Here is a 20,582-nt window from a genome sequence, read left to right as displayed (position 1 = left end):
TCACACCCGGTACGCCTGCGCCAGCCTTTCGTAGTTGTTCTTCAGGATGATGCCCGCGTAGTACACGTGCTCGCGCATCAGATCCTCGGCCCGCGCGCCGTCGCGGGCGATGATCGCATTGACGATGCGGTGATGGTCGTCATGCGATCGCAGGATGATCCCGTGGTCTTCCCACAGGATGATCCGGTCCGAGGCGTAGGGAATGGCCTGGGCCTGCGTCGCGAAGCGCCGCACCCAGGGGTTGCCCGCCGCTTCCAGGATGCCGTTGTGCAGAGTGATGTTCACCTGCTGGTAGGGCAGATGGTCCTCGGCCAGCAAGACGCCCTTGCCCAGGATCCGGTCCCCTTCATCCAGGCAATTCTTCAGCACCGCCACGGCATCGTTCGATAGCCCGCGCAGGGCCGCCTGGCGACAGGCCAGCCCTTCCAGCGCCGCGCGCACCTCATAGGCCGCCACGATTTCGCCGATGTCATAGGCGCGCACCGTGTAGCCGCGCTTGGGCAGATGTTCCAGCAAGCCTTCATTGCCCAGCGTCGCCAGCGCCGCGCGCACCGGCGTGCGCGACACCCCCAGTTTTTCCGCCAACGGGATTTCTTCCAGGCGGGCGCCGGGGCTGAACTTGCCGTGCAGCACCCAGTCCCGCAGCGTGTCGGTAACGTGTTGAGATAGCGTGTCCATAGCCGCATTGTATACATGAAGAATACATGGAGTGCCAAGTGCCTCATCGGATTTCGAAGCGTCTCCGTAAAACATGATGTAAATCAAGCAGAACCTGGGGTAAGCCCCTATACCTGCCAATCCATCATGTATACATAATCGCAAAAAATTCAATCCAGCGGACCTATCCCACCCTAGGCGGACGGCACGCTACCAGGAGACAGCATGTCCAATGTATCCACGCCGGCCGCCACGGGTCAGGCTCCCCGTCTTGCGCTCGTCACCGGCGGCGGCGGCGGGATAGGCGCCCGCATCTGCCAGGAACTGGCCAACGCCGGCTTGCGCGTCGTGGTCTCGGACGTGGACGCCGATCGCGCCCGCCGCGTGGCCGACGAACTGGGCGCGCCGCACGCCTCGCATGCCTTCGACGTCAGCGATGAACAATCCGTTGAGACCGCCTTCGAGCAGATCGAAGCGCAGCACGGCCCCATCGCCGTGCTCGTCAGCGCCGCCGGACTGCTGCTGTTCCAGGAAAACGGCGAACGCCCGCTCATCAAGGACACCACGCTGGACATCTGGGAACGCAGCTTCGCCGTCAACGCCCGCGGCGTGTTCCTGTGCGGCCGCGCCTACCTGCGCCGGCGCGAGGCCGCGCCGCTGGCGCACGGCCGCATCGTCACGTTCACCTCTGTCGCGGCGCAGTTGGGCGGCTACCGCTCCAGCGCCTCGTACATTGCGGCCAAGTCCGCGGTGCTGGGCCTGACCAAGGCCATGGCGCGCGAATCCGCGCACCTGGGCGTCACGGTCAACGGCATCGCGCCCGGCCTCATCGACACCGACATGCTGCGCAGCACCGTCACCAGCAGCGGCGCTTTGGCCGCCGCCGCGCAAGCGATTCCGCTGGGCCGCATCGGCACCGTCGACGACGTGGCCGCCGCCGTGCGCTTCCTGGCGTCGGAGGAAGCCGGCTACATCACCGGCAGCGTCATCGACGTCAACGGCGGCTACCGCATGCAGTAAGGCATTCCGGCGGCCAGGCCGGCAACGCAGCAAAGCGCCATCCACCAACAAAGGCGCGCATCAAAAAAGAACGGGAGACAAAGATGAAGAAAAGCAGTCGCTACGCAGCCGCCGCTGCACTATGCGCGTGGGCCTTGAGCACGGGCGCGCTGGCGCAACAGGAGCCGGGCATCACCGACAAGACCATCAAGATCGGCCTGTTCGCGCCCTTGTCCGGCAGCGGCATGGCCTACGGCTTTGACGTGCTGAACGCCGCCAAGATGTGGTACGCCAAGGTCAACAAGGAAGGCGGGGTGCATGGCCGCCAGATCGAACTGGTGATCGAGGACGACCGCTGCAACGCCAACGACCTGGTCGCCGCGGTGAAGAAGCTGAACGAGCAGGACAAGGTATTCCTGCTGAACGGCGGCTCCTGCTCGGCCGCGGTGGTGGCGTCGCGCGAATATGTCGAACGCGAGAAGGTCCCGCTCGTCATGCTCAACGCCTCGGGCGACGGCGCGCTGTATCCACCGTCCAAGTACATCTACGGCGCCTTCTCCATTTCCCAGCACGCCGTGGGCGGCTCGATGGTGCAATTCGCCGCCGAACACCTGAAGGCCAAGAAGATCGGCTACATCAACCATGACGACGCCTACGGCGGCTGGAACCTGGAGGCCGCGCAGGCCCAGGTCAAGCAGTTGGGCGACGCGGCGCTGCAAGTCCAGTCGGTGAACCCGAACATCACCGACGTGACCGCGCCCATGCTGAAGATCCGCGCCGCCAACGCCGACGTGCTGCTGCTGACCACGTATGCCCGCCCCGCCGCGCTGATCATCAAGAAGGCGCAGGAACTGGGCTGGAACAAGCCTATCGTGCTGGCGGTGAACGGCACCGCCGACCTGAAGCAGCTGGTCGAGAACGTCGGCAACAAGGACGCCTTCAAGAACGTCTATATCCAGGAAGTACTGTCCGACGTGCCGGGCGGCTCCAAGCTGACCTGGGTGTACGACATGTACAAGCAGGCCTACCCCGACCTGGCCGCCAAGCCGGGCCATCCGCAGACCTACATGCCCTACGGCCTGCCGCCCGCGATGGCGGTGGTCAACGCGCTGAAGGCCGCTGGCCCCCAGCCCACCCGCGAGAAGGTGTTGCAGGCGCTGGAAACCATGAAGTTCGATTCGGGCGTCATGGCTGGTCCGATCGAGTTCGGCCCGAACGACCGCGCCGCGCAGGAGTCCGCCATCTACATCAAGTTCGACGGCACCAACATGTCGCTCGTGCCCGGCGCCTTCAAGAGCGTCTGGCAGTACCAGAAGTAAACCAGCGGCCCGCCACGGGCCGGGCCCGCGCGCTGGCGCAGCAGCGCGCGGGCTGCCGGAGAAACATCATGAGCTTTGCCGATATCTGGCTGTTCCTGCAGCAAGGGGTGCTGTCGGGACTGGTGACGGGCAGCGTGTACGCGCTGCTGGCGGTCGCCGTTGTGATCATTTTCAAGACCACCGATGTGCCGAATTTCGCCCAGGGCGAGATCTTCATGGTCGGCGGCTACATCGCCCTGTTCCTCACGCTGGTGATGGGCTGGCCCTATCTCCTCGTCATTCCCATCACGCTCCTCGCCGTGGCGGTCCTGTCGGGCCTGTTCCAGCGCGTCGTCATGGAACGCGTCATCGCCTCCAAGGGCGTGGGCGTGCAAATGGTGATCGCCACGCTGGGCCTGGCCTATGCGCTGAAAGGCCTGGTGCGCCAGACCGGCCTGGGCGACACGCCGCGTTCGCTGCCGCCGCTGGCCTCGACCGACGCCATCATCATCGGCGACGCCGTGCTGACCCAGCTGGACCTGGTGATCTTCGCCGTCGCGGTGACGGTGATGCTGCTGCTCTTCGGCATGTTCACCTACACCCGGGTTGGCCGCGCGATGCGCGCCGTGGGCATGAATCCCAAGGCTGCCCGCCTGGTGGGCGTGAACCTGACCCGCATCCGCATGCTGGTGTGGGCGCTGGCCGGACTGATCTCGGCGGTCGCGGCGCTGCTCATCACGCCCAAGATCCTGATCACCCCCGACATCGGCCACATCGCCATCCTGGCCTATGCCGCGGCCATCGTCGGCGGCATCACCAGCCTGCCCGGCGCGGTGGTCGGCGGCTTCGTGATCGGGGTGGCGGAAAACCTTGTGGGGCTGTTCATTTCGACCAATGCCATCGTGGTTGCGCCCTTCGTGGCGATCATGGTGGTGCTGCTGCTGCGTCCGCAAGGGCTCTTGGGCGGCAAACTGCAGGTGAAGAAAGTATGAGCAAGAAAATCGACCATGCGCTGCTGGCGCTGATGGCCGTGGTACTGGCGATCCTGCCTTTCGCCGCCAGCGGCTATGTCATCTACGTGGTGAACCTGCTGATGGTATTCGTGGTGCTGGCGCTGGGCCTGCACCTGGTCATCGGCGAGACCGGGCAATTTGCGCTGTCGCATGCCGCTTTCTATGGCGTGGGCATCTACACCGCCGGCCTCATCAACAATCTGTGGCATCCGCCCTTCTTCATTTCCATCGTCGCGGGCGGGCTGCTGGCAGCCGCCCTGGGTTATGTGATCGGCGCGCTGGCGCTGCGCATGCGCGACATCTACCTGGCGCTGTCCACCTTCGCCTTCGGCGAAGCGATGCAGTGGGTGTTCCTGAACTGGCAATCGGTCACCAATGGCTCGAACGGCTTCCGGATCTCGCCGGCCACGCTGTTCGGCTATGAACTGGTGTCGGACGCCAAGGCGTACCCCTTCGTGGTGCTGATCGCAGCGCTGCTGCTCTGGGCCACGGTCGCCCTGTCCCGCTCGCAGCTCGGCTCGGCCTTCCGCGCGGTGCGCGAAAGCGATGTGGCGGCGCAGGCCATGGGCGTGAACGTCAACGCCATCAAGCGCACCGCCTTCACGCTTTCCGCCGCCTATGCCGGCATCGCGGGCGGCATGTACACGACCTTCGCTTCCTTCATCCACCCGGAAAGCCTGGGCTTCCAGACCACCATCCTGATCTTGACGATGGTGGTGGTAGGCGGCATCGGCTCAGTGCGCGGCGCCATCGCCGGCGCCCTGGCCTTCGGCCTGATTTCCGAGCTGCTGCGCCAGGCGCTGTCGTTCCAGGAAATCATCTACGGCGTCATATTGATGGGCTTCATGATGTTCGCGCCCAAGGGCCTGTTCGCCGGCCGCGGCGCACGCGGACGGGCTCCAGCGCCGGCCGCGCCGCTGCCTGCGGCCTCGCGCGAGGCTGCGGCCAAACCGACTCAAAGGAGCGCGGCATGAGTAGCCATCCCTATCTGGACGTGCAAGGCCTGACCGTGAAGTTCGGCGGCCTCACCGCCATCAACGGCCTGTCCATGCAGGTCGAGCGCGGCCGCATCCACGCGCTGATCGGCCCCAACGGCGCGGGCAAGTCCACCACCTTCAATTGCATCTCGCGCTACTACCGTCCCAGCAGCGGCAGCATCCAGTTCGACGGCGTCGACATCACGCGCAAGAAGCCGCACGAAATGGCGGCGCTGGGCGTGGCCCGCACCTTCCAGAACCTGGAGCTGTTCGGCGCGCTGAGCGTGCGCGAGAACGCCTTGCTGGGCACCTATGCGCACGGCGCCGACAGCGCCGGCAAGCTGCTGCGTCCGGCAGCCGCGCAGACGCGCGAGCGGGTCGAGCACCTGCTGGAGCGCGTCGGGCTGGCCGACTTCCTGGACACGCCGGCGTGCAGCCTGGACTTCGGCCGCCAGAAGATGCTGGAACTGGCGCGCGCCCTGGCCATATCGCCCAAGCTGCTGTTGCTGGACGAACCGGCGGCCGGCCTGCGTAACCGCGAGATCGAAACGCTGGACCGCCTGCTGACCGAGCTGTGCGAACGCGACGGCATCACGGTGCTGCTGGTGGAGCACGTCATGCAGCTGGTGATGTCGATCTCGGATCGCATCACCGTCATGTCCTTCGGCGAGAAGATCGCCGAAGGCACGCCCGCGGAAGTGCGCAGCAACCCCCGGGTCATCGAAGCCTATCTGGGCAAGGGAGCCACCGGTGGCTGAACATCTGCTTGAAGTCGAGGCGGTATCGGCCGCCTACGGCAATATCCGCGCGCTGCAGGACGTGTCGCTGAAAGTGCCGCAGGGCGCCATCGTGGCGCTGCTGGGCGCCAACGGCGCGGGCAAGTCCACCACGCTCAATGTAATCTCGCGCCTGGTAGCTCCCACCTCGGGCAGCGTGCGCTTCGCCGGCGAACCCATACACCGCCTGGCGGCGGACGCCATCGTCGGACGCGGCATCGTGCAGGTGCCGGAAGGCCGCGAGATCTTCCGCGACATGAGCGTGCGCGAGAACCTGGAAATGGGCGCCTACCTGCGCACCGACCGCCCAGAGGTCAAGCAGGATCTGGACATGGTGTGCGACACCTTTCCGCGCCTGCGCGAACGCTACGAGCAAAAGGCCGCGACCTTGTCCGGCGGCGAACAGCAAATGCTGGCCACGGGCCGCGCCATGATGGCGCGGCCGCGCATGATCCTGCTGGATGAACCGTCGATGGGGCTGTCGCCGCTGGTGGTCGAACAGATCTTCGACATCGTGCTGCGGCTGAACCGCGAGCAAGGCATCACCATCCTGCTGGTGGAGCAGAACGTGAAGCTGGCGCTGTCGGTGTCCAGCTACGCGTACATCCTGGAAAACGGCGAAATCGCGCTGGAAGGCGAGTCCGCCGCGCTCGCCAGCGACGAAGGCGTGCAGCGCGCCTATCTGGGCGCCTAGCGCGCCGAAAGGACCGACCATGATATCGATGCAAGACAAGCGGGTGCTCGTCACGGGCGCGGGCCGCGGCCTGGGCGCGGCCATCGCGCAGGGCTTTGCGCGCCAAGGCGCGGCCGTGATCGTCGCCGACGTGGACGCGGCGCTGGCCGCCGCTACCGCGCAGGCCATCCGCGCCGCCGGCGGCAAGGCCGCGGACGCGGTGCTGGACGTGACCGACGCCGCCGCGGTCCGCGCCTTTGCCGAGCGGTCCGCCACCGAACACGGCCATCTGGACATCCTGATCAACAACGCCGGGATTTCCGCCCGCGCCCCCTTCGACGATCCCAAGACGCCCGAGATCTGGGAGCGCCTGATGAGCGTGAACCTGCAGGGCACCTTCAACGTCACGCACGCCTTCGTCGAACAGCTGAAGGCCACGCGCGGCGCCATCGTCAACCTGTGTTCCATCGTGGCCTATGGCTGCAGCATTTCGACCGCGGGCTACGTGGTGTCCAAGGGCGGCGTGCGCTCCTTCACCGAGGTGCTGGCGCGCGACCTGGCGCCGCACGGCGTGCGCGTGAACGCCGTGGCCCCCGGCCTGATGGAAACCGAGATGACGGCGGGCCAGCGCGCGCAAGCTCAGGGCACGGACTGGTACATGCAGCGCGCCCCCATGGCGCGCGCGGGACGGGCCGACGAGATCGTGGGCCCGGTTCTATTCCTGGCCTCGGACATGGCCAGCTACGTGAACGGCGTGGTGCTGCCCGTGGACGGCGGCTACCTGGCCGTATAGGGGAACCTCATGAATCTGGGCACGGCATTGGTCACGGGCGGCGCAAGCGGCATGGGCCTGGCGATCGTGGAGCGGCTGGCGCGCGACGGCTTTCGCGTCGTGCTGGCCGACCGCAACGCGGAGCTGGCCGCAAAAGAGACGCAGGCGTTGCAGGCGCAAGGACTGGACGTGGAACACCGCGTGGTGGACCTGACGGATGAGGCCGCCACCCGCGCGCTGGCGCGCTCGCTCGCGCCGCTGGCGGCGCTGGTCAACAACGCGGGACTGTTCGACGAGCGCAAGTTCTTCGAGGTCGACAGCGCCGACTACCGCCGCGCCTTCGACGTCAACCTGCTCGCGGTGGCGACCCTGACGCAGGAAGCGGCGCGCGACATGGCGCCCGGCGCCAAGATCGTCAATATCGCGTCGCGCGCCTACCTGGGCGCGAAGAACCACCCGCACTACGTGGCCTCGAAAGCGGCCCTGGTGGGCTACACGCGCGCCTCGGCCATGGAGCTCGCCGCGCGCGGCATCCTGGTCAACGCCATCGCCCCCGGCCTCATCGACACCCCGCTCTTGCGCAATCTCACGCCCGAACGCCTCGCGGCCCAACTGGCCCTGCAGCCCACCGGCCGCGCGGGCCAGCCGCAAGACATCGCCAATGCCGTGTCCTTCCTGGCCGCGCCGCACATGGACTTCATCACCGGCCAGGTCATCTTCGTGGACGGCGGCAAATCGCTGGGCGGCTCGGGAGCATAGGCAGCATGGAAGGCATCACTTGGGACAAGGAAGTCGACGCGCTGGTCGTCGGCTCGGGCGCGGGCGGCATGGCCGCGGCGTTGACGGCGCGCGAGGAAGGGCTGGACGTGCTGCTGGTGGAGAAGGCCGGCCGCGTTGGCGGCTCCACCGCCATCTCCGGCGGCGCGCTGTGGATACCGCTGAACGCGCAGACGGAAGCCGCCGGCCATCCTGACAGCTTCGACAAGGTGTGGACCTATCTGGAACAGACCGTGGGCGCAGCGGCCCCGGACGACATGAAGCGCGCCTACCTGGAAGCCGGCCCGCGCATGATGGACTACCTGGCCTCGCGCGGCATCCTGGACGTGGCCGCTCGCACCGCCTCGCCCGATTACTACCCCGATCTGCCCGGCGCCGCGATGGGCGGCCGCTCGCTGGATCCGCTGGAGTTCGATGGCCGCAAGCTGGGCCAGGACTTCCGTACGCTGCGCGATCCCCTGAAGGAATTCACGGTGCTGGGCGGCATGATGGTCAACATCACCGACGTGCGCCATCTGCTGCGCGCCACGCGCTCATTCGAGGCCTGGCGCCACAGCATGAAGCTGGTGCTGCGCTATGCCGCCGACCGCGCGCGCGGCTATCACCGAGGCACCCGCCTGTTGCTGGGCAATGCGCTGGCCGCGCAGCTGTTCCACGGCCTGCTGGCCCGCAGGATCGAGTACTGGCTCGACACGCCGGCGCTGGCGCTGCACCGCGATGCCAGCGGCCGCGTGCTGGGCGCCGCCGTCGCGCGCGGCGGCAAGACGCTGAACATCCGCGCGCGGCGCGGCGTGGTGATGGCCACGGGCGGCTTTCCCTGGGATCCGGAGCGCCGCGCGCAGTCCTATCCCCAGCCCACCGGCCTCTGGTCCATGTCGCCGCGGGACAATACGGGCGACGGCATCCGCCTGTCGGAAACCGCCGGCGCCGCGCTCGGCACGGGCCACGCCAGCCCCGCGTTCTGGGCGCCGGTATCCGTCCTGGAATCCGCGGACGGCCAGCCCCTGCATTACCCGCACCTGGTGTGGGACCGGGCCAAGCCCGGCCTCATCGCGGTCAACGGCGCCGGCCAGCGCTTCGTCAACGAATCGGCCTCGTACCACGAGTTCGTGCAGGCCATGTACCGCAACAACGGCGCGACGCCCAGCGTTCCCGCCTTCCTGATCTGCGACCAGCGCTTCATCGACACCTGGGGCCTGGGTCTGGCGCTGCCTGGCGGGAGACCGCGCCAGCATCTGATCGATGCGGGCTATCTGCTGCAAGGCGCCACCCTGGCGGCGCTGGCGGCACGGCTGGGCGTGCCCGGCGATGCGCTGCAAGCCACGGTGGACCGCTACAACGCCCACGCGGCCCAGGGCGAGGACCCGGATTTCGGCAAGGGATCGACCGCCTACAACCGCTACCTGGGCGATCCGGAACACGAACCCAATCCCTGCCTTGCGCCGCTGGACGCAGGCCCCTATTACGCGGTCAAGGTCTATCCCGGCGACATCGGCACGGCCTGCGGCATCGCCGCCAACCGGGACGCCCAGGCCCTGGACGCCGCGGGCGCGCCCATCCCCGGCCTCTACGTGGCCGGCAACGACATGCAATCCGTGATGGGCGGCGCCTATCCCGGCCCCGGCATCACGCTCGGTCCCGCCCTGACCTTCGGCTGGATCGCTGGACAACATCTGGCGCATGCACAACACTGACGCCTCTCCACCGACAAGGATCCCCATGAAAATCTTTTACTCGCCCGCATCGCCCTTCGTGCGCAAGTGCATGGTCATCGCCCATGAGCTCGGCCTGGCCGACCGCATCGAAAAGCTGCCCAGCGCGGCCGGCCCCGTCGCGCGCGACCAGAGCATCATCCCCAGCAATCCGCTGGGCCAGGTGCCTACCTTCATCACCGACGACGGCCAGGCGCTGTACGACAGCCGCGTGGTCTGCGAATACCTCAACGACCTGGGCGGCGGCGCGCTGTTCCCGGCCGGCAAGGACCGCTGGCAGGTACTGACAGAGCAATCGATGGCCGACGGCATGCTGGGCGCGGCGCTGCTGGCCCGCTATGAAACCGTGCTGCGTCCCGAAGCGCTGCGCTGGGACGGCTGGGTCGAAGGCCAGTTGGGCAAGGTCCGCGACGGCCTCGCGCTGGTGGAGAAGAGCGCCGCCTCGCTGAACGGCCGCCTCGACATTGGCACCATCACCATCGGCTGCGCGCTGGGCTATCTGGATTTCCGCTTCCCCGACCTGGATTGGCGCGCCGGCCACCCGGCCACGGCCGCCTGGTACGAAGCCTTCAGCCAACGCCCGTCCATGCAAGCGACGAAACCCTGATCCGGTTTGGGCAGGCGCAGGGCTGGGAGAACCCGCCGGGCTCCCTGGCCATCACCTGCCTGGGTACGGCGCGGCCCACGGGCAGCGTCGCTAGGGCCCCTGACCTGGTCAGGGGCCTTTTTTTCGCCACGACTGCCCTCAGCTGTTACAGTGAAATTGCCAGACGGGCCGATCCGCCGGCCTGTCACCAGAAAAGAGGCCCAGCATGAACGTCGCTGCGATCTCCGCCATCCACCGGGCCGACGCGCCCTACCCCGCGCGCTCCGCCGCGCTGGACGCCACGCGCCCATACCTTGAAACGCAAGGCATTGCCCATGTCCGGGCTGCCCAGGCCGCTGCCGCCGGCCACGCCGCGCAAGCCGTCCGCGAACGCGACCACCAGCCGCCCGCGCTGACCGTCATCGGCGCCTCCAACGCGGACGCGCTGCGCGACCTGCACGCGGAATCGCGCATGCGCCGCGCGCTCGAGGCGTTCACCGCGCAGCCTGATCCGGTGGCCCAGCGCGCCGGCTCCGCCAACGACCTGGGCACCATCGAAGGCCTGATGCCGCTGCAGGCCTACCGGGTCGCCATGGGCAACCCGCAGGTCCAGGAATTGCAGACCGCCGTGGCGATGAAGGCGGCAGGCCTGGGCATTCCGAAGGTCGCCAATATCGGCGCGACCGAGAATGTCACCGACAACGCGCGCTACCGGCCGGGCTACACGCCCTGACCAAAAAAAACCGCCTGACGCTTTCATCAGGCGGTTTTTCATTCAGGACCGGACGGAGATCAGTGGAAGAATTCCGCGATCATCGTCGCACCCAGGAAGGTGCCCGCGTTGGCAGCCAGGGACACCACCACGATCTTCCATCCCAGCTTGCGGAAGGCAGGCAGGTCCTTGAGGATGGACAAGCCGGCCATGGCCAGGATCACGGTCGTGAACGGCAGGAAGTTGACCTTGCCGACCATCGCGATGATCTGGTCCGAGTACGGCAGCACGCCCGGGCAGCCCGCGGTCATGGCGATCAGCGACAGCACGAACACGGCCGGCAGCTTGGGCACCACGCGCAGCACCAGGTCGGCGATCACGACCAGCAGGATGATGATGCCCATGCCCGGCAAGGCGTCGGCGAATGGCACGTTGTAGCCCAGGCGGTTGCCCACCAGCGCGAACAGGCCGCAGATGACGTAAGCGGTCAGGCGGTCGCCGAAGCCCATCTTGGCGCCGTGCGCCGGCGTTTCCTGCGCGGCGCCGTCATTGGCAACCGCGGCGGCCCCGGTCTTGCCGCGCGAGAAGCGGCCCAGTACGGGCTCCAGCTTGTCGTACAGGAAGATGGTGGTCGGCAGCGAGATGAACAGCGTGAAGTACACACCCACCACCGTGGTCAGCAGGTTGGCGGCGGCGGCCAGCGCGGCCACCTGGTGCGCGACTTCGGGCGTCTGCTGGGAGGCGATCGCGCCCACGCCGGCAGCCATCATGCTGCCCGAGCCCACGCCGGCGCCCATGGCGAGCGAACGCGGATCGAAGATGTTCAGGCTGGTGATGAAGCCGGCCATCAGCGCCACGAACAGCGCGCCGATCACTGTGCCGGTGATGTACTCGGCCATCACGCCGCGACCTTCGGGCGAGTTCATGCCGTAACGCTCGCCGATGATGGCCAGGCTGGGTTCGCGGCCCACCGAGAAGGTGGCGCCGATGGCTTCGCGCTTGATGCCCAGCAGCAGGGCCAACGGCAGGCCGATGGCCATGGTGCCGAAGAAGTGGCCGAACTCCTGGAACACCAGGGCCCAGCCGGCTTCGCGCACTTGCGGCAAGGCGCCGCCCACCATCAGGCCCAGCTTGGCCAGGAAGGGCAGCAGCGCGTATTGCAGATAACCGCTGATACGGGTCTGCATGGCGGTGTCGATGTTCAGGCCGGCCGGCAGGCGCTGGCCACAGGCGGCGACGATGGCGCCGATGAAGATGGCCCACAGCATCGGCTGCAGGATGATCTTGCCCGGGCCGACGTTGAAGGTGGCGCTGCCGATCGCTTCTGAAATGACGACCACCAGCAAGATGGCGGCAAGCATGCGGATGCGCCCGGATAGCGGCATGGAGGGCGCGGCCAGGCTGACGCTGGCGTGTGACATCGGATTCCCCTGATGAACGTGAATAATCGTCGTGGCTGCCCGCCGCCATCCCGGCCGGCCGGCGCCCCGGAGGAGCGTCGCAGCGCGGCGGCGGCGAGGCGCTCGCAGCAGGGCCGATTTTCGCCGGGGGCCCAGCATGCAACCATGACAGGGCTGGCGCATAAACGTTGCGTAAAATGCAACGGAAAGGCTTTTCCAGGGAAAATTTTGCATGAACTTGGGTCATGCAAGGGTAAACCCTAGATTGTATCTGTGGATCTGCCGCCGCACTCCCCCTCGGAGCACCGCCATGGACGAAAAACTCGACGCCCGCCGCACCCACTACTTCATGCAGGTCATGAGCCGCGGCTCGGTGCGCGGCGCGGCCGAAGTGCTGGACATGGACCCGTCCGCCGTCAGCCGCGCCATCGCCGCGCTGGAACGCGATTGCGGCATCGCCCTGTTCGAACGCCGCGGACGCGGCGTGGTGCCCACGGATGCCGGACATATCCTGGCGCGCTACATCAAGCGCCAGCAGGACATCCAGGAGAGTTTCTTCTCCGAGATCGACAGTCTGCGCAAGGCGGAACGGGGACACATCGACCTGGTGCTGGGCGAAGGCTTCGTGGAGCTGATGTTCGAACGCGTGCTGCCCGGCTACTGGCGCAGCCATCCCGAGGTCACGCTGGACATCGACGTGGCGCGTACCTCCGAGATCGTGCAGCGCATCGTCGATGACCGCGCCTATATCGGACTGGTATTCCAGCCGCCCAACGACGCCCGCCTGCGCACCCATTACTCGCGGCCCGAGCCGATCCGCGCCATCGTCAGCGACGACCATCCGCTGACCCGGCTGCGCCGTCCGCTGCTCTTGACCGACCTGGCCGACTATCCCGGTGCGTCCATGCAAGAGGGGTTCGGTGTGCGCCAGCATATCCAGGCCGCCGAAATCAGCGAACAGGTCAGGCTGCGCAACGTGCTGACCACTTCGTCCTTCAAGGCGCTGTGGCAGTTCGCCGCCGCCGGCATCGGCTACGCGTTGACGCCGCCCATCGCGGTCACGGCTGACATGCGCACCCAGCGCCTGGCCAGCCTGCCGCTGGCCAACCCCATCCTCAACCAGGGCAGCCTGCACGTGCTGAGCCGCGCCGGCCGTCATGTCTCGCCCGCCGCGCGGGAATTGCTGGACCATATCGTGCGCGGCATCGGCGCTCCGGCCGGGTCCACGTCTGATATGGTCGGGTAAGGCGGATCTGCATCTGTTTCCCCAACGCGCGGCGGCCTACATTGACGGCATCCACCACTACGCCAGGAGAGACAACATGCTCAGTTTCTTGCGCACGGTCAAATCCGTGCTGTGGGGATTCTTCGGCGTGCGCCGCGGGCGGGGCTACGATGCCGACATCGCCAACAACAAGCCGGCGCCATTGATATTGACCGGGCTGCTGATGGCGGCTTGTCTGGTCATCATTCTGGTCCTGGTGGCGCGCTGGGCGGTAAACGCCGCGTTGTAGATCGGCCGTTGAATCGGCTGTCCCGCCGCCGGGCCGTCCCAAGGCGGGACAGCCCCCTCGGGGGGCAGCAAGCGCGCGCCAGCGCGCGCAGCGTGGGAGCCCCATTACCTTATTACCAGAATGACTTAGACGGTCGCCGCAGCTGCCTGTTACGGTTATGAACCCCTTTCCCCTGCCGCATTGCGCCAGGCGAGCGCAGGGATTCAGACCGAGAAGACTTCAAGGGCAGTAGACATGTACGTGTATGACCCCGTCGACCAGCAGCTAGTCGAGCAGCGTGTGGCGCAGTTCTCCGACCAGACGCGCCGCTTCCTCGATGGCCAACTAACGGAAGATGAATTCCGTGTTTTGCGTCTGCAGAACGGCCTGTACATCCAGCGCCACGCGCCCATGCTGCGCGTCGCCATTCCCTACGGCATCCTGGCGTCGCGCCAGTTGCGCACGCTGGCGCACATCGCGCGCAAGTGGGACCGCGGCTACGGCCATTTCAGCACCCGTCAGAACATCCAGTTCAACTGGCCCAAGCTCGAAGACGTGCCAGCCATCCTGGCCGAGCTTGCCACCGTGCAGATGCACGCGATCCAGACCAGCGGCAACTGCATCCGCAACACCACCACCGACCATTTCGCCGGCGTCGCGCCGGACGAGCTGGTGGATCCGCTGGTGTGGTGCGAGATCATCCGCCAGTGGTCCACGCTGCACCCCGAATTCGCCTTCCTGCCGCGAAAGTTCAAGATCGCGGTCAGCGGCGCGGTGCAGGACCGCGCGGCCGTGGGCGTGCATGACATCGGGCTGCAAGCCGTCGAACGCGACGGCAAGCTGGGCTTTCGCGTCTGGATCGGCGGCGGCCTCGGCCGCACGCCGATCGTCGGCAAGCTGATCAATCCCTTCGTCGAATGGCAAGACCTGCTGACCTATCTGCAGGCCGCGCTGCGGGTCTACAACCTGCACGGCCGCCGCGACAACAAGTACAAGGCGCGCATCAAGATCCTGGTGAAGGACCTGACGCCGGAAGTCTACGCGCAGCAGGTGGACGAACAATGGCAGCTCATCAAGGGCGGCCCCGACACCATCACCCAGGAATTCGTCGACACCATCAGGACCCGCTTCGTCTGGCCGCAATATGACGCCGCTGCCGCGCAGGACGTCGACAACACCGCGGCGCTGGCCGCCGCCGATCCGCGCTTCGCGCGCTGGCTGCGCACCAACGTGCATCCGCACAAGGCGGCCGGCTACGCCGCCGTCACGGTGTCGCTCAAGCCTACCGGCGTGCCGCCGGGCGACATCACCGCCGACCAGATGGACGCGGTGGCCAACCTGGCCGACGACTACGGCTTCGGCGAACTGCGCGTCTCGCACGAGCAGAACCTGATCCTGGCGGACGTGCGCCGCGCGCGCCTGCATGAACTCTGGACCACGCTGCAGACGCTGAACCTGGCCACGCCCAACATCGGGCTGCTGACCAACATCATCGCCTGTCCGGGCGGGGATTTCTGCGCGCTGGCCAATGCCGTCTCGATCCCCGTGGCCGAAGCCATCCAGCGCCAGTTCGACAACCTCGACTACCTGTTCGAGATCGGCGAACTGGACCTGAACATCTCGGGCTGCATCAACTCCTGCGGCCACCATCACGTGGGCCACATCGGCATCCTCGGCGTCGATAAGGCCGGCGAGGAGTGGTATCAGGTCACCATCGGCGGACGCCAGAACGGCGCCGCCAAGCCGCTGCCCGACATCGAATCCACACGCGGCGGCGGCGCCGCGATCGGCCGCATCATCGGTCCATCGTTCGCACGCGACCAGGTCGCGGGCGTGGTGGACCGCCTGGTCCGCACCTATCTGGGCCTGCGCGACAGCGAAGAGGAACGCTTCATCGACGTGGTGGACCGCGTCGGCATCGATCCCTTCAAGCAGGACGTGTACTCCGATCCCGCCTTCGCCAAACCCGCGCAGCAAGCAGAGGCCGCCCATGTCTGAAATCTATCCGCACGACGCTCCCGGCCCGCACCTGATCCGCAACGGCCGCCTGGAGGCCGACGCCTCGCGCGTCTTCACGCCTGAGCCCGAAGTCCCGGCCGAGGGCCAGGTGCCTGGCGACGCGCCAGGCTGGATCGTGCCGCTTTCCGTCTGGAAAACCTCGCGCGCCACGCTGCGCCGCCACCAGCATCCGGTCGCGATCCAGCTCGATCCGGACGCCGACCTGCGCGACCTGGCCGAAGCCGACGGCACGCTGGATCCCGCCGGCATCGCCTTCATCGCCGTGGACTTCCCGGTCTACACCGACGGCCGCGGCTATTCGCTGGCGCAGCTGCTGCGCACGCGCTACCAGTGGCAAGGCGAATTGCGCGCGGTCGGCGACGTGATGATCGACACCATCCATTACCAGGCGCGCGTCGGCTTCGACAGCTTCCTGGTCAAGCCGGGCCACGATCCCCACAAGGCGCTGGACGCCTTCAAGACCTTCACGGTCCACTATCAAAAGACCTACCGGGTGCCAACGCCAGTGGCCGCCTAGCCGCCCGCAAACCCCGGCAGCGCCCAGCGCTGCGCCCTGACCTCGTCTTGCGCCAACTGGGCGCGGATCAGGTCGGCAATGCCGCGCTGGCGTGCCGCCTGCATGCGGCTGATCAGACTGGACACGCTGACGGCCAGCCGCGGATATCCGCCCGCGTCGCACAGGGCCACACCCACCCCCAACACGCCGGGCACCGCGGCATTGCCCACCACCGACCAGCCGCGGTCCCGCGTGTTCTCCACCAGGCGCCGCATCTGCGCCACCGTCATGCCGCCATAGGCGCGCAGCGCCTGCTCGTTCTGGGCAATCACCTCTTCCGACTCCGCCGGTGGCAGCGCGGCCAACAGCGCCAACCCGGCCGCCCCCACACCCAGCGGCTGGCGATGCCCCACCGTGACCGCCAGCACCTGCACGGGGTAGTTGCCCACCTCGCGGTGCAGGCAGAGTGAATCATTGCCGGCGCGGCAGATGAGGAAAGCGGAATCGCCGCTGACATCGCTGATCTGCCGCAGCACCGGCCGCAGGCCGCGCACCGCCTGCGCATGCGGATCGCCCGCCATCATCACGCCCAGCTCGGCCACGCGCCAGCGGGGCGCCTCGGACTCGCGCAAGGCGTAGCCCTCCTGCACCAGCACATCGAGATAGCGATAGGCCGTGGTCCGCTGCATGCCTGCCGCGCGAGCGATGTCGACCACGTGCATGCCCGCCGCGCCCGCCTGCCGCAGCACGCCCAACACGCGCAAGCCGCGGCGCAACACGCGCGGTCCCGAGCCTTCGGATTCTGGTTTGTTCAATTTTTGGACAGATTGCGTTGATGATGCCTCTATCAAAGCCCAATATGAAGCTGGACAGACGCAGAGCTGTCCAAATATTAGACAAACAGGACGGAGACAACAATGAAGATGCAAAGCAAGCGGTGGGCCGCCGCGGCGGCCGCCCTGGGTGCGCTGCTCGCGGCCCCGGCCCTGGCGGCCAAGCCCTATCCCGAGCGTCCCGTGACGCTGGTGGTCGGCTATGCGGCGGGCGGCGCCACCGACATCGTGGCGCGCCTGATGGCGAAGTCGCTGTCGGAAGAGCTGGGCCAGACCATCGTGGTCGAGAACAAGACCGGCGCCAACAGCAACATCGGCGCGGAAATCGTCGCGCGCGCCGCGCCCGACGGCTACACGCTGTACGTGGGCTCCATCGCCAACACCATCAACCGCACGCTGTACAGCCAGCTCAACTATGACTTCGTAAAGGGCTTCGAGCCCGTCGGCCTGCTGGCGACCATTCCGAACATCCTGGTGGTCAATCCCAAGCTGCCGGTCAAGACGGTGCAGGAATACGTGGCCTACGCCAAGAAGAACCCCGGCAAGCTGACCTGCGCCTCTTCCGGCAGCGGCTCGTCCATCCACCTGTCGTGCGAACTGTTCAAGATGCAGACCGGCACCGACATCCTGCACGTCCCCTACCGCGGCAGCGGTCCGGCCGTGGCCGACCTGCTGGGCGGCCAGGTCGATTCCATGTTCGACAACCTGCCCTCGTCGCTGCCGCACGTGCAGGCCGGCAAGCTGCGCGCCATCGGCGTCACCTCGCCCCAGCGCCTGCCCTCCGCTCCCGACACGCCGACCTTGGCCGAATCCGGCCTGCCCGGCTTCGACGTGGAATCCTGGTTCGGCGTGATGGCGCCGGCCGGCACGCCCAAGCCCGTCATCGAACGGCTGAATCAGGCCATGAACAAGGCGCTGGCCAGCCCGGCCCTGCAGGCCTCTTATCAGCAGTCCGGCTTCTACGCGCCGCCGCAACCCAATACGCCCGAGACCTACGCCAGAAAGATCGCCAGCGAGATCGACAAGTGGGGCAAGGTCGTCAAGAGCGCAAACCTCAAAGCCAACTAGGAACTTCAGGATGTACCCGATAGATTTCTTCTTCCGCGCCGCCGAGCAGTATCCGGACCGCATTGCGCTGGACGGTCCCGAAGGCCAGGTCAGCTACTCGCGGCTGGCCGCCGACACGCGGGCGCTGGCCACCGCCTTGCAGGAGCTGGACCCGGCGCCGCAAACCCGCGTGGCGATCTGTGCCGGCAACTCCGCGCGGCACATCCTGGCGCTGCTGGCCGTGCTGGCCAGCGGCAAGGTGTGGGTGCCGCTCAATTACCGCAGCACCGGACGCGAGATCGGGCGCATCCTGGACGCCACCGAACCGTCCATCGTGATCGTGGACAGCGTAGGCGCGCCGCTGGCGCCCGCGGCCCAGGCGCCGCAAGGCCGCCGCCACATCCATCTGGACGATGCGTCGGCGCCGCTGGCGCTGGACGCGCTGCTGGCCCGCTGCGCCGGACGCGAGCCGCAACGCCACGCGCTGCCGCGCGACGCCACCCAGGCCATCAAGTTCACCGGCGGCACCACCGGCCTGCCCAAGGGCGTGATGCAGCCGTACCACGCATGGAACGCGGGCATCATCAACCAGATCTCCAGCTGGGGCCTCACCCACGAAGACCGCTATGTGGTGGCCGCCCCCATCACGCACGGCACCGGCACCTACCTGCTGCCGGTGCTGGCGCGCGGCGGCGCCCATCTGCTGCTGGACGGCGTGACGCCGGCCAGCATCACCGCCGCCTTCCGCGAACGAGGCGGCACGCTGAGCTTCATGCCGCCCACGCTGATCTACATGATCATGGCCCAGCCCGGCGTCTCGCGCGCCGACTTTCCGCGCCTGCGCAACCTGATCTACGGCGGCGCCCCCATGCCCGTCGAAAAGATCGACCGCGCCCGCGCCTTCTTCGGCCCGGTGCTGGGCACCACCTATGGCCAGACCGAGGCGCCGCAGATCGTCACCGTGCTGCGCCCCGCCGACCTCGAAGCGCCGGAGAACCGCGCCTCGGTCGGGCGCGTCACCTGGCTCACCGATCTGGCCATCATGGCGCCCGACGGCGCGTTGTTGCCGCGCGGCGAGATCGGCGAGGTCGTGGTGCAGGGCGACCTGGTCATGTCCGGCTATTGGCGCCTGCCCGAGAAGACCGCCGAGACGGTGCAGGAAGGCTGGCTGCACACGGGAGACACCGGCCTGATCGACGCCCGCGGCTATCTGTTCCTGAAGGACCGCCTGCGCGACGTGATCATCACGGGCGGCTTCAACATCTATCCGGTGGACGTCGAAAACGCGCTGTCCGCGCACCCTGCCGTATACGAGTGCTCGGTATTCGGCCTGCCGGACGACAAGTGGGGCGAAGCGGTCCACGCCGCCGTGCAGTTCCATCCCGGCGCGCAGGCCAGCGCGGACGAGCTCAAGGCCCACGTGCGCGGCCTGCTAGGCCCCGTGGCCACGCCCAAGCAGTTCCACATCCATGACAGCTTGCCGCGCTCCAGCGTGGGCAAGGTGCTGAAAAACGCCGTGCGCGACGCGGCCCAGAAGGAGACCCCATGAAAACGCCCGAAACCCGCCTCTGCGCGCATCACCTCACCGGCATGTCCTACCGCGACGTGGACCTGGTCGAGGACCTGATCGGCAAGAAGACGTTCACTGAAGTCATGATCATGCAGATCCTCGGACGCGAGGCGCGCCCGGTGGACCTGCGCATCGTCGACGCCGTGCTGGTCACCCTGATGGAGCATGGCCTGACGCCCAGCGCCATCGCCACGCGGCTGATCTACATGAGCGCGCCGGAGAACCTGCAGGGCGCGGTGGCGTCCGGCCTGATGGCGGTGGGCAGCCAGTTCGTCGGCACCATGGAAAATTGTTCGCGCCTGCTCGACCGCATCCGCCAGGCCGATGACGGCCACGCGGAGGCGTTGACGATCGCCCGCGAATTCCGCGCATCGCGCAGCGCCCTGCCCGGCTTCGGCCACCATCTGCACAAGCCCGACGATCCACGCTCGATCAAGCTGCTGGCGCTGGCCGAGGCCGAACCGGACCTCAAGGGCGACTCGCTCAATGCGCTGCGCCTGCTCTCGGCCGCGATCGACGAGACCTATGGCAAGCACATCACCATCAACGCCACCGGCGCGGTGGCGGCGCTGCTCAGCGAGATCGGCGTACCGACGGAGCTGATGCGCGGCTTCGCCGTCATCTCGCGCGCGGCCGGCCTGGTGTCGCATGTGGCCGAGGAGCAGCAAAGCCCGTCCGGGCGCTATATCTGGGAAACCATCGATCACGCCATTCCCTACGTGGGCAAGGGAAAGACTCACCACGGCGAATAGCCGCCGTGACGGCGCGGTCG

The 20,582-nt window shown here is 67.4% G+C and carries 21 protein-coding genes; 18 read left to right on the top strand and 3 right to left on the bottom strand.

The window, feature by feature from the left end; genetic code table 11:
• Positions 1 to 678 carry a GntR family transcriptional regulator gene (locus IPU70_RS17435; protein WP_013391284.1) on the bottom strand — a complete coding sequence of 226 codons (678 nt, stop codon included), beginning with the start codon at positions 676 to 678 and terminating at the stop codon, positions 1 to 3.
• 204 nt (positions 679 to 882) lie between these two features.
• Here IPU70_RS17435 and IPU70_RS17430 point away from each other — a divergent pair, with 204 nt between their 5' ends.
• From IPU70_RS17430 to IPU70_RS17380, 11 genes are all read left to right on the top strand, one after another.
• Positions 883 to 1,677, top strand: a complete 795-nt coding sequence (locus IPU70_RS17430) for an SDR family NAD(P)-dependent oxidoreductase (protein WP_207468991.1) — start codon at positions 883 to 885, stop codon at positions 1,675 to 1,677.
• An 83-nt stretch (positions 1,678 to 1,760) separates the two neighbouring features.
• A complete protein-coding gene (locus IPU70_RS17425; RefSeq protein WP_207468990.1) occupies positions 1,761 to 2,975 on the top strand; it encodes an ABC transporter substrate-binding protein in 1,215 nt (404 codons plus the stop codon).
• Positions 2,976 to 3,043: 68 nt separating this feature from the next.
• On the top strand, positions 3,044 to 3,946 hold the full coding sequence (locus tag IPU70_RS17420; protein WP_207468989.1) for a branched-chain amino acid ABC transporter permease: 903 nt from the start codon (positions 3,044 to 3,046) through the stop codon (positions 3,944 to 3,946).
• Entirely contained in the window at positions 3,943 to 4,941 is a 999-nt protein-coding gene (locus tag IPU70_RS17415; protein WP_207468988.1) for a branched-chain amino acid ABC transporter permease, read from the top strand. Before IPU70_RS17420 ends, IPU70_RS17415 begins: the two co-directional genes overlap by 4 nt.
• Entirely contained in the window at positions 4,938 to 5,702 is a 765-nt protein-coding gene (locus tag IPU70_RS17410) for an ABC transporter ATP-binding protein (RefSeq protein WP_207468987.1), read from the top strand. The genes IPU70_RS17415 and IPU70_RS17410 overlap by 4 nt, the downstream gene beginning before the upstream one ends.
• Positions 5,695 to 6,414, top strand: coding sequence for an ABC transporter ATP-binding protein (locus IPU70_RS17405; protein WP_207468985.1), 720 nt, complete (start codon positions 5,695 to 5,697; stop codon positions 6,412 to 6,414). Before IPU70_RS17410 ends, IPU70_RS17405 begins: the two co-directional genes overlap by 8 nt.
• A 19-nt stretch (positions 6,415 to 6,433) precedes the next feature.
• Positions 6,434 to 7,186, top strand: a complete 753-nt coding sequence (locus IPU70_RS17400) for an SDR family NAD(P)-dependent oxidoreductase (protein WP_207468983.1) — start codon at positions 6,434 to 6,436, stop codon at positions 7,184 to 7,186.
• A gap of 9 nt (positions 7,187 to 7,195) precedes the next feature.
• Positions 7,196 to 7,924, top strand: coding sequence for an SDR family NAD(P)-dependent oxidoreductase (locus IPU70_RS17395; RefSeq protein WP_207468981.1), 729 nt, complete (start codon positions 7,196 to 7,198; stop codon positions 7,922 to 7,924).
• A gap of 5 nt (positions 7,925 to 7,929) precedes the next feature.
• The gene (locus tag IPU70_RS17390) at positions 7,930 to 9,636 is read left to right on the top strand and encodes an FAD-binding protein (RefSeq protein ID WP_207468979.1); all 1,707 of its coding nucleotides are present in this window, start codon (positions 7,930 to 7,932) and stop codon (positions 9,634 to 9,636) included.
• A 25-nt stretch (positions 9,637 to 9,661) separates the two neighbouring features.
• Entirely contained in the window at positions 9,662 to 10,261 is a 600-nt protein-coding gene (locus IPU70_RS17385; RefSeq protein ID WP_207468977.1) for a glutathione S-transferase, read from the top strand.
• 205 nt (positions 10,262 to 10,466) lie between these two features.
• The gene (locus tag IPU70_RS17380) at positions 10,467 to 10,973 is read left to right on the top strand and encodes a hypothetical protein (protein ID WP_207468975.1); all 507 of its coding nucleotides are present in this window, start codon (positions 10,467 to 10,469) and stop codon (positions 10,971 to 10,973) included.
• 59 nt (positions 10,974 to 11,032) lie between these two features.
• Here IPU70_RS17380 and IPU70_RS17375 read toward each other — a convergent pair whose 3' ends face one another.
• Complete coding sequence (locus tag IPU70_RS17375) at positions 11,033 to 12,373, bottom strand: DUF3100 domain-containing protein (protein ID WP_207468974.1); 1,341 nt, start codon at positions 12,371 to 12,373, stop codon at positions 11,033 to 11,035.
• Positions 12,374 to 12,662: 289 nt separating this feature from the next.
• Here IPU70_RS17375 and IPU70_RS17370 point away from each other — a divergent pair, with 289 nt between their 5' ends.
• From IPU70_RS17370 to IPU70_RS17355, 4 genes are all read left to right on the top strand, one after another.
• Positions 12,663 to 13,598: a LysR family transcriptional regulator gene (locus IPU70_RS17370; protein WP_207468973.1), complete on the top strand. Its 936-nt coding sequence runs from the start codon at positions 12,663 to 12,665 to the stop codon at positions 13,596 to 13,598.
• A gap of 76 nt (positions 13,599 to 13,674) precedes the next feature.
• A complete protein-coding gene (locus tag IPU70_RS17365; protein ID WP_207468972.1) occupies positions 13,675 to 13,866 on the top strand; it encodes a DUF2970 domain-containing protein in 192 nt (63 codons plus the stop codon).
• A gap of 234 nt (positions 13,867 to 14,100) precedes the next feature.
• Positions 14,101 to 15,843: a nitrite/sulfite reductase gene (locus IPU70_RS17360; protein WP_207468971.1), complete on the top strand. Its 1,743-nt coding sequence runs from the start codon at positions 14,101 to 14,103 to the stop codon at positions 15,841 to 15,843.
• Positions 15,836 to 16,381: a DUF934 domain-containing protein gene (locus IPU70_RS17355; protein ID WP_207468970.1), complete on the top strand. Its 546-nt coding sequence runs from the start codon at positions 15,836 to 15,838 to the stop codon at positions 16,379 to 16,381. Before IPU70_RS17360 ends, IPU70_RS17355 begins: the two co-directional genes overlap by 8 nt.
• Here the strand turns inward: IPU70_RS17355 and IPU70_RS17350 are convergent.
• On the bottom strand, positions 16,378 to 17,175 hold the full coding sequence (locus IPU70_RS17350) for an IclR family transcriptional regulator (RefSeq protein WP_207468969.1): 798 nt from the start codon (positions 17,173 to 17,175) through the stop codon (positions 16,378 to 16,380). The two genes, IPU70_RS17355 and IPU70_RS17350, sit on opposite strands and share 4 nt — an antisense overlap.
• A 102-nt stretch (positions 17,176 to 17,277) precedes the next feature.
• Between IPU70_RS17350 and IPU70_RS17345 the strand changes: the two genes are divergently transcribed.
• Genes IPU70_RS17345 through IPU70_RS17335 form a run of 3 tightly spaced genes read left to right on the top strand, consistent with a single transcriptional unit; the run spans position 17,278 to position 20,562 of the window.
• Complete coding sequence (locus IPU70_RS17345; protein ID WP_207468968.1) at positions 17,278 to 18,261, top strand: tripartite tricarboxylate transporter substrate binding protein; 984 nt, start codon at positions 17,278 to 17,280, stop codon at positions 18,259 to 18,261.
• Between the two features lie 10 nt (positions 18,262 to 18,271).
• A complete protein-coding gene (locus tag IPU70_RS17340; RefSeq protein WP_207468967.1) occupies positions 18,272 to 19,789 on the top strand; it encodes a class I adenylate-forming enzyme family protein in 1,518 nt (505 codons plus the stop codon).
• Entirely contained in the window at positions 19,786 to 20,562 is a 777-nt protein-coding gene (locus IPU70_RS17335) for a citryl-CoA lyase (RefSeq protein ID WP_207468965.1), read from the top strand. Before IPU70_RS17340 ends, IPU70_RS17335 begins: the two co-directional genes overlap by 4 nt.
• Positions 20,563 to 20,582 lie beyond the last annotated feature (20 nt).

Origin of the sequence: Achromobacter sp. SD115, assembly GCF_017355315.1 — a bacterium.
Classification (GTDB): Bacteria; Pseudomonadota; Gammaproteobacteria; order Burkholderiales; family Burkholderiaceae_B; genus Achromobacter; species Achromobacter xylosoxidans_B.
Note: the sequence above shows the minus strand (reverse complement) of the source record. Positions and strands in the feature narration are given on the sequence as shown.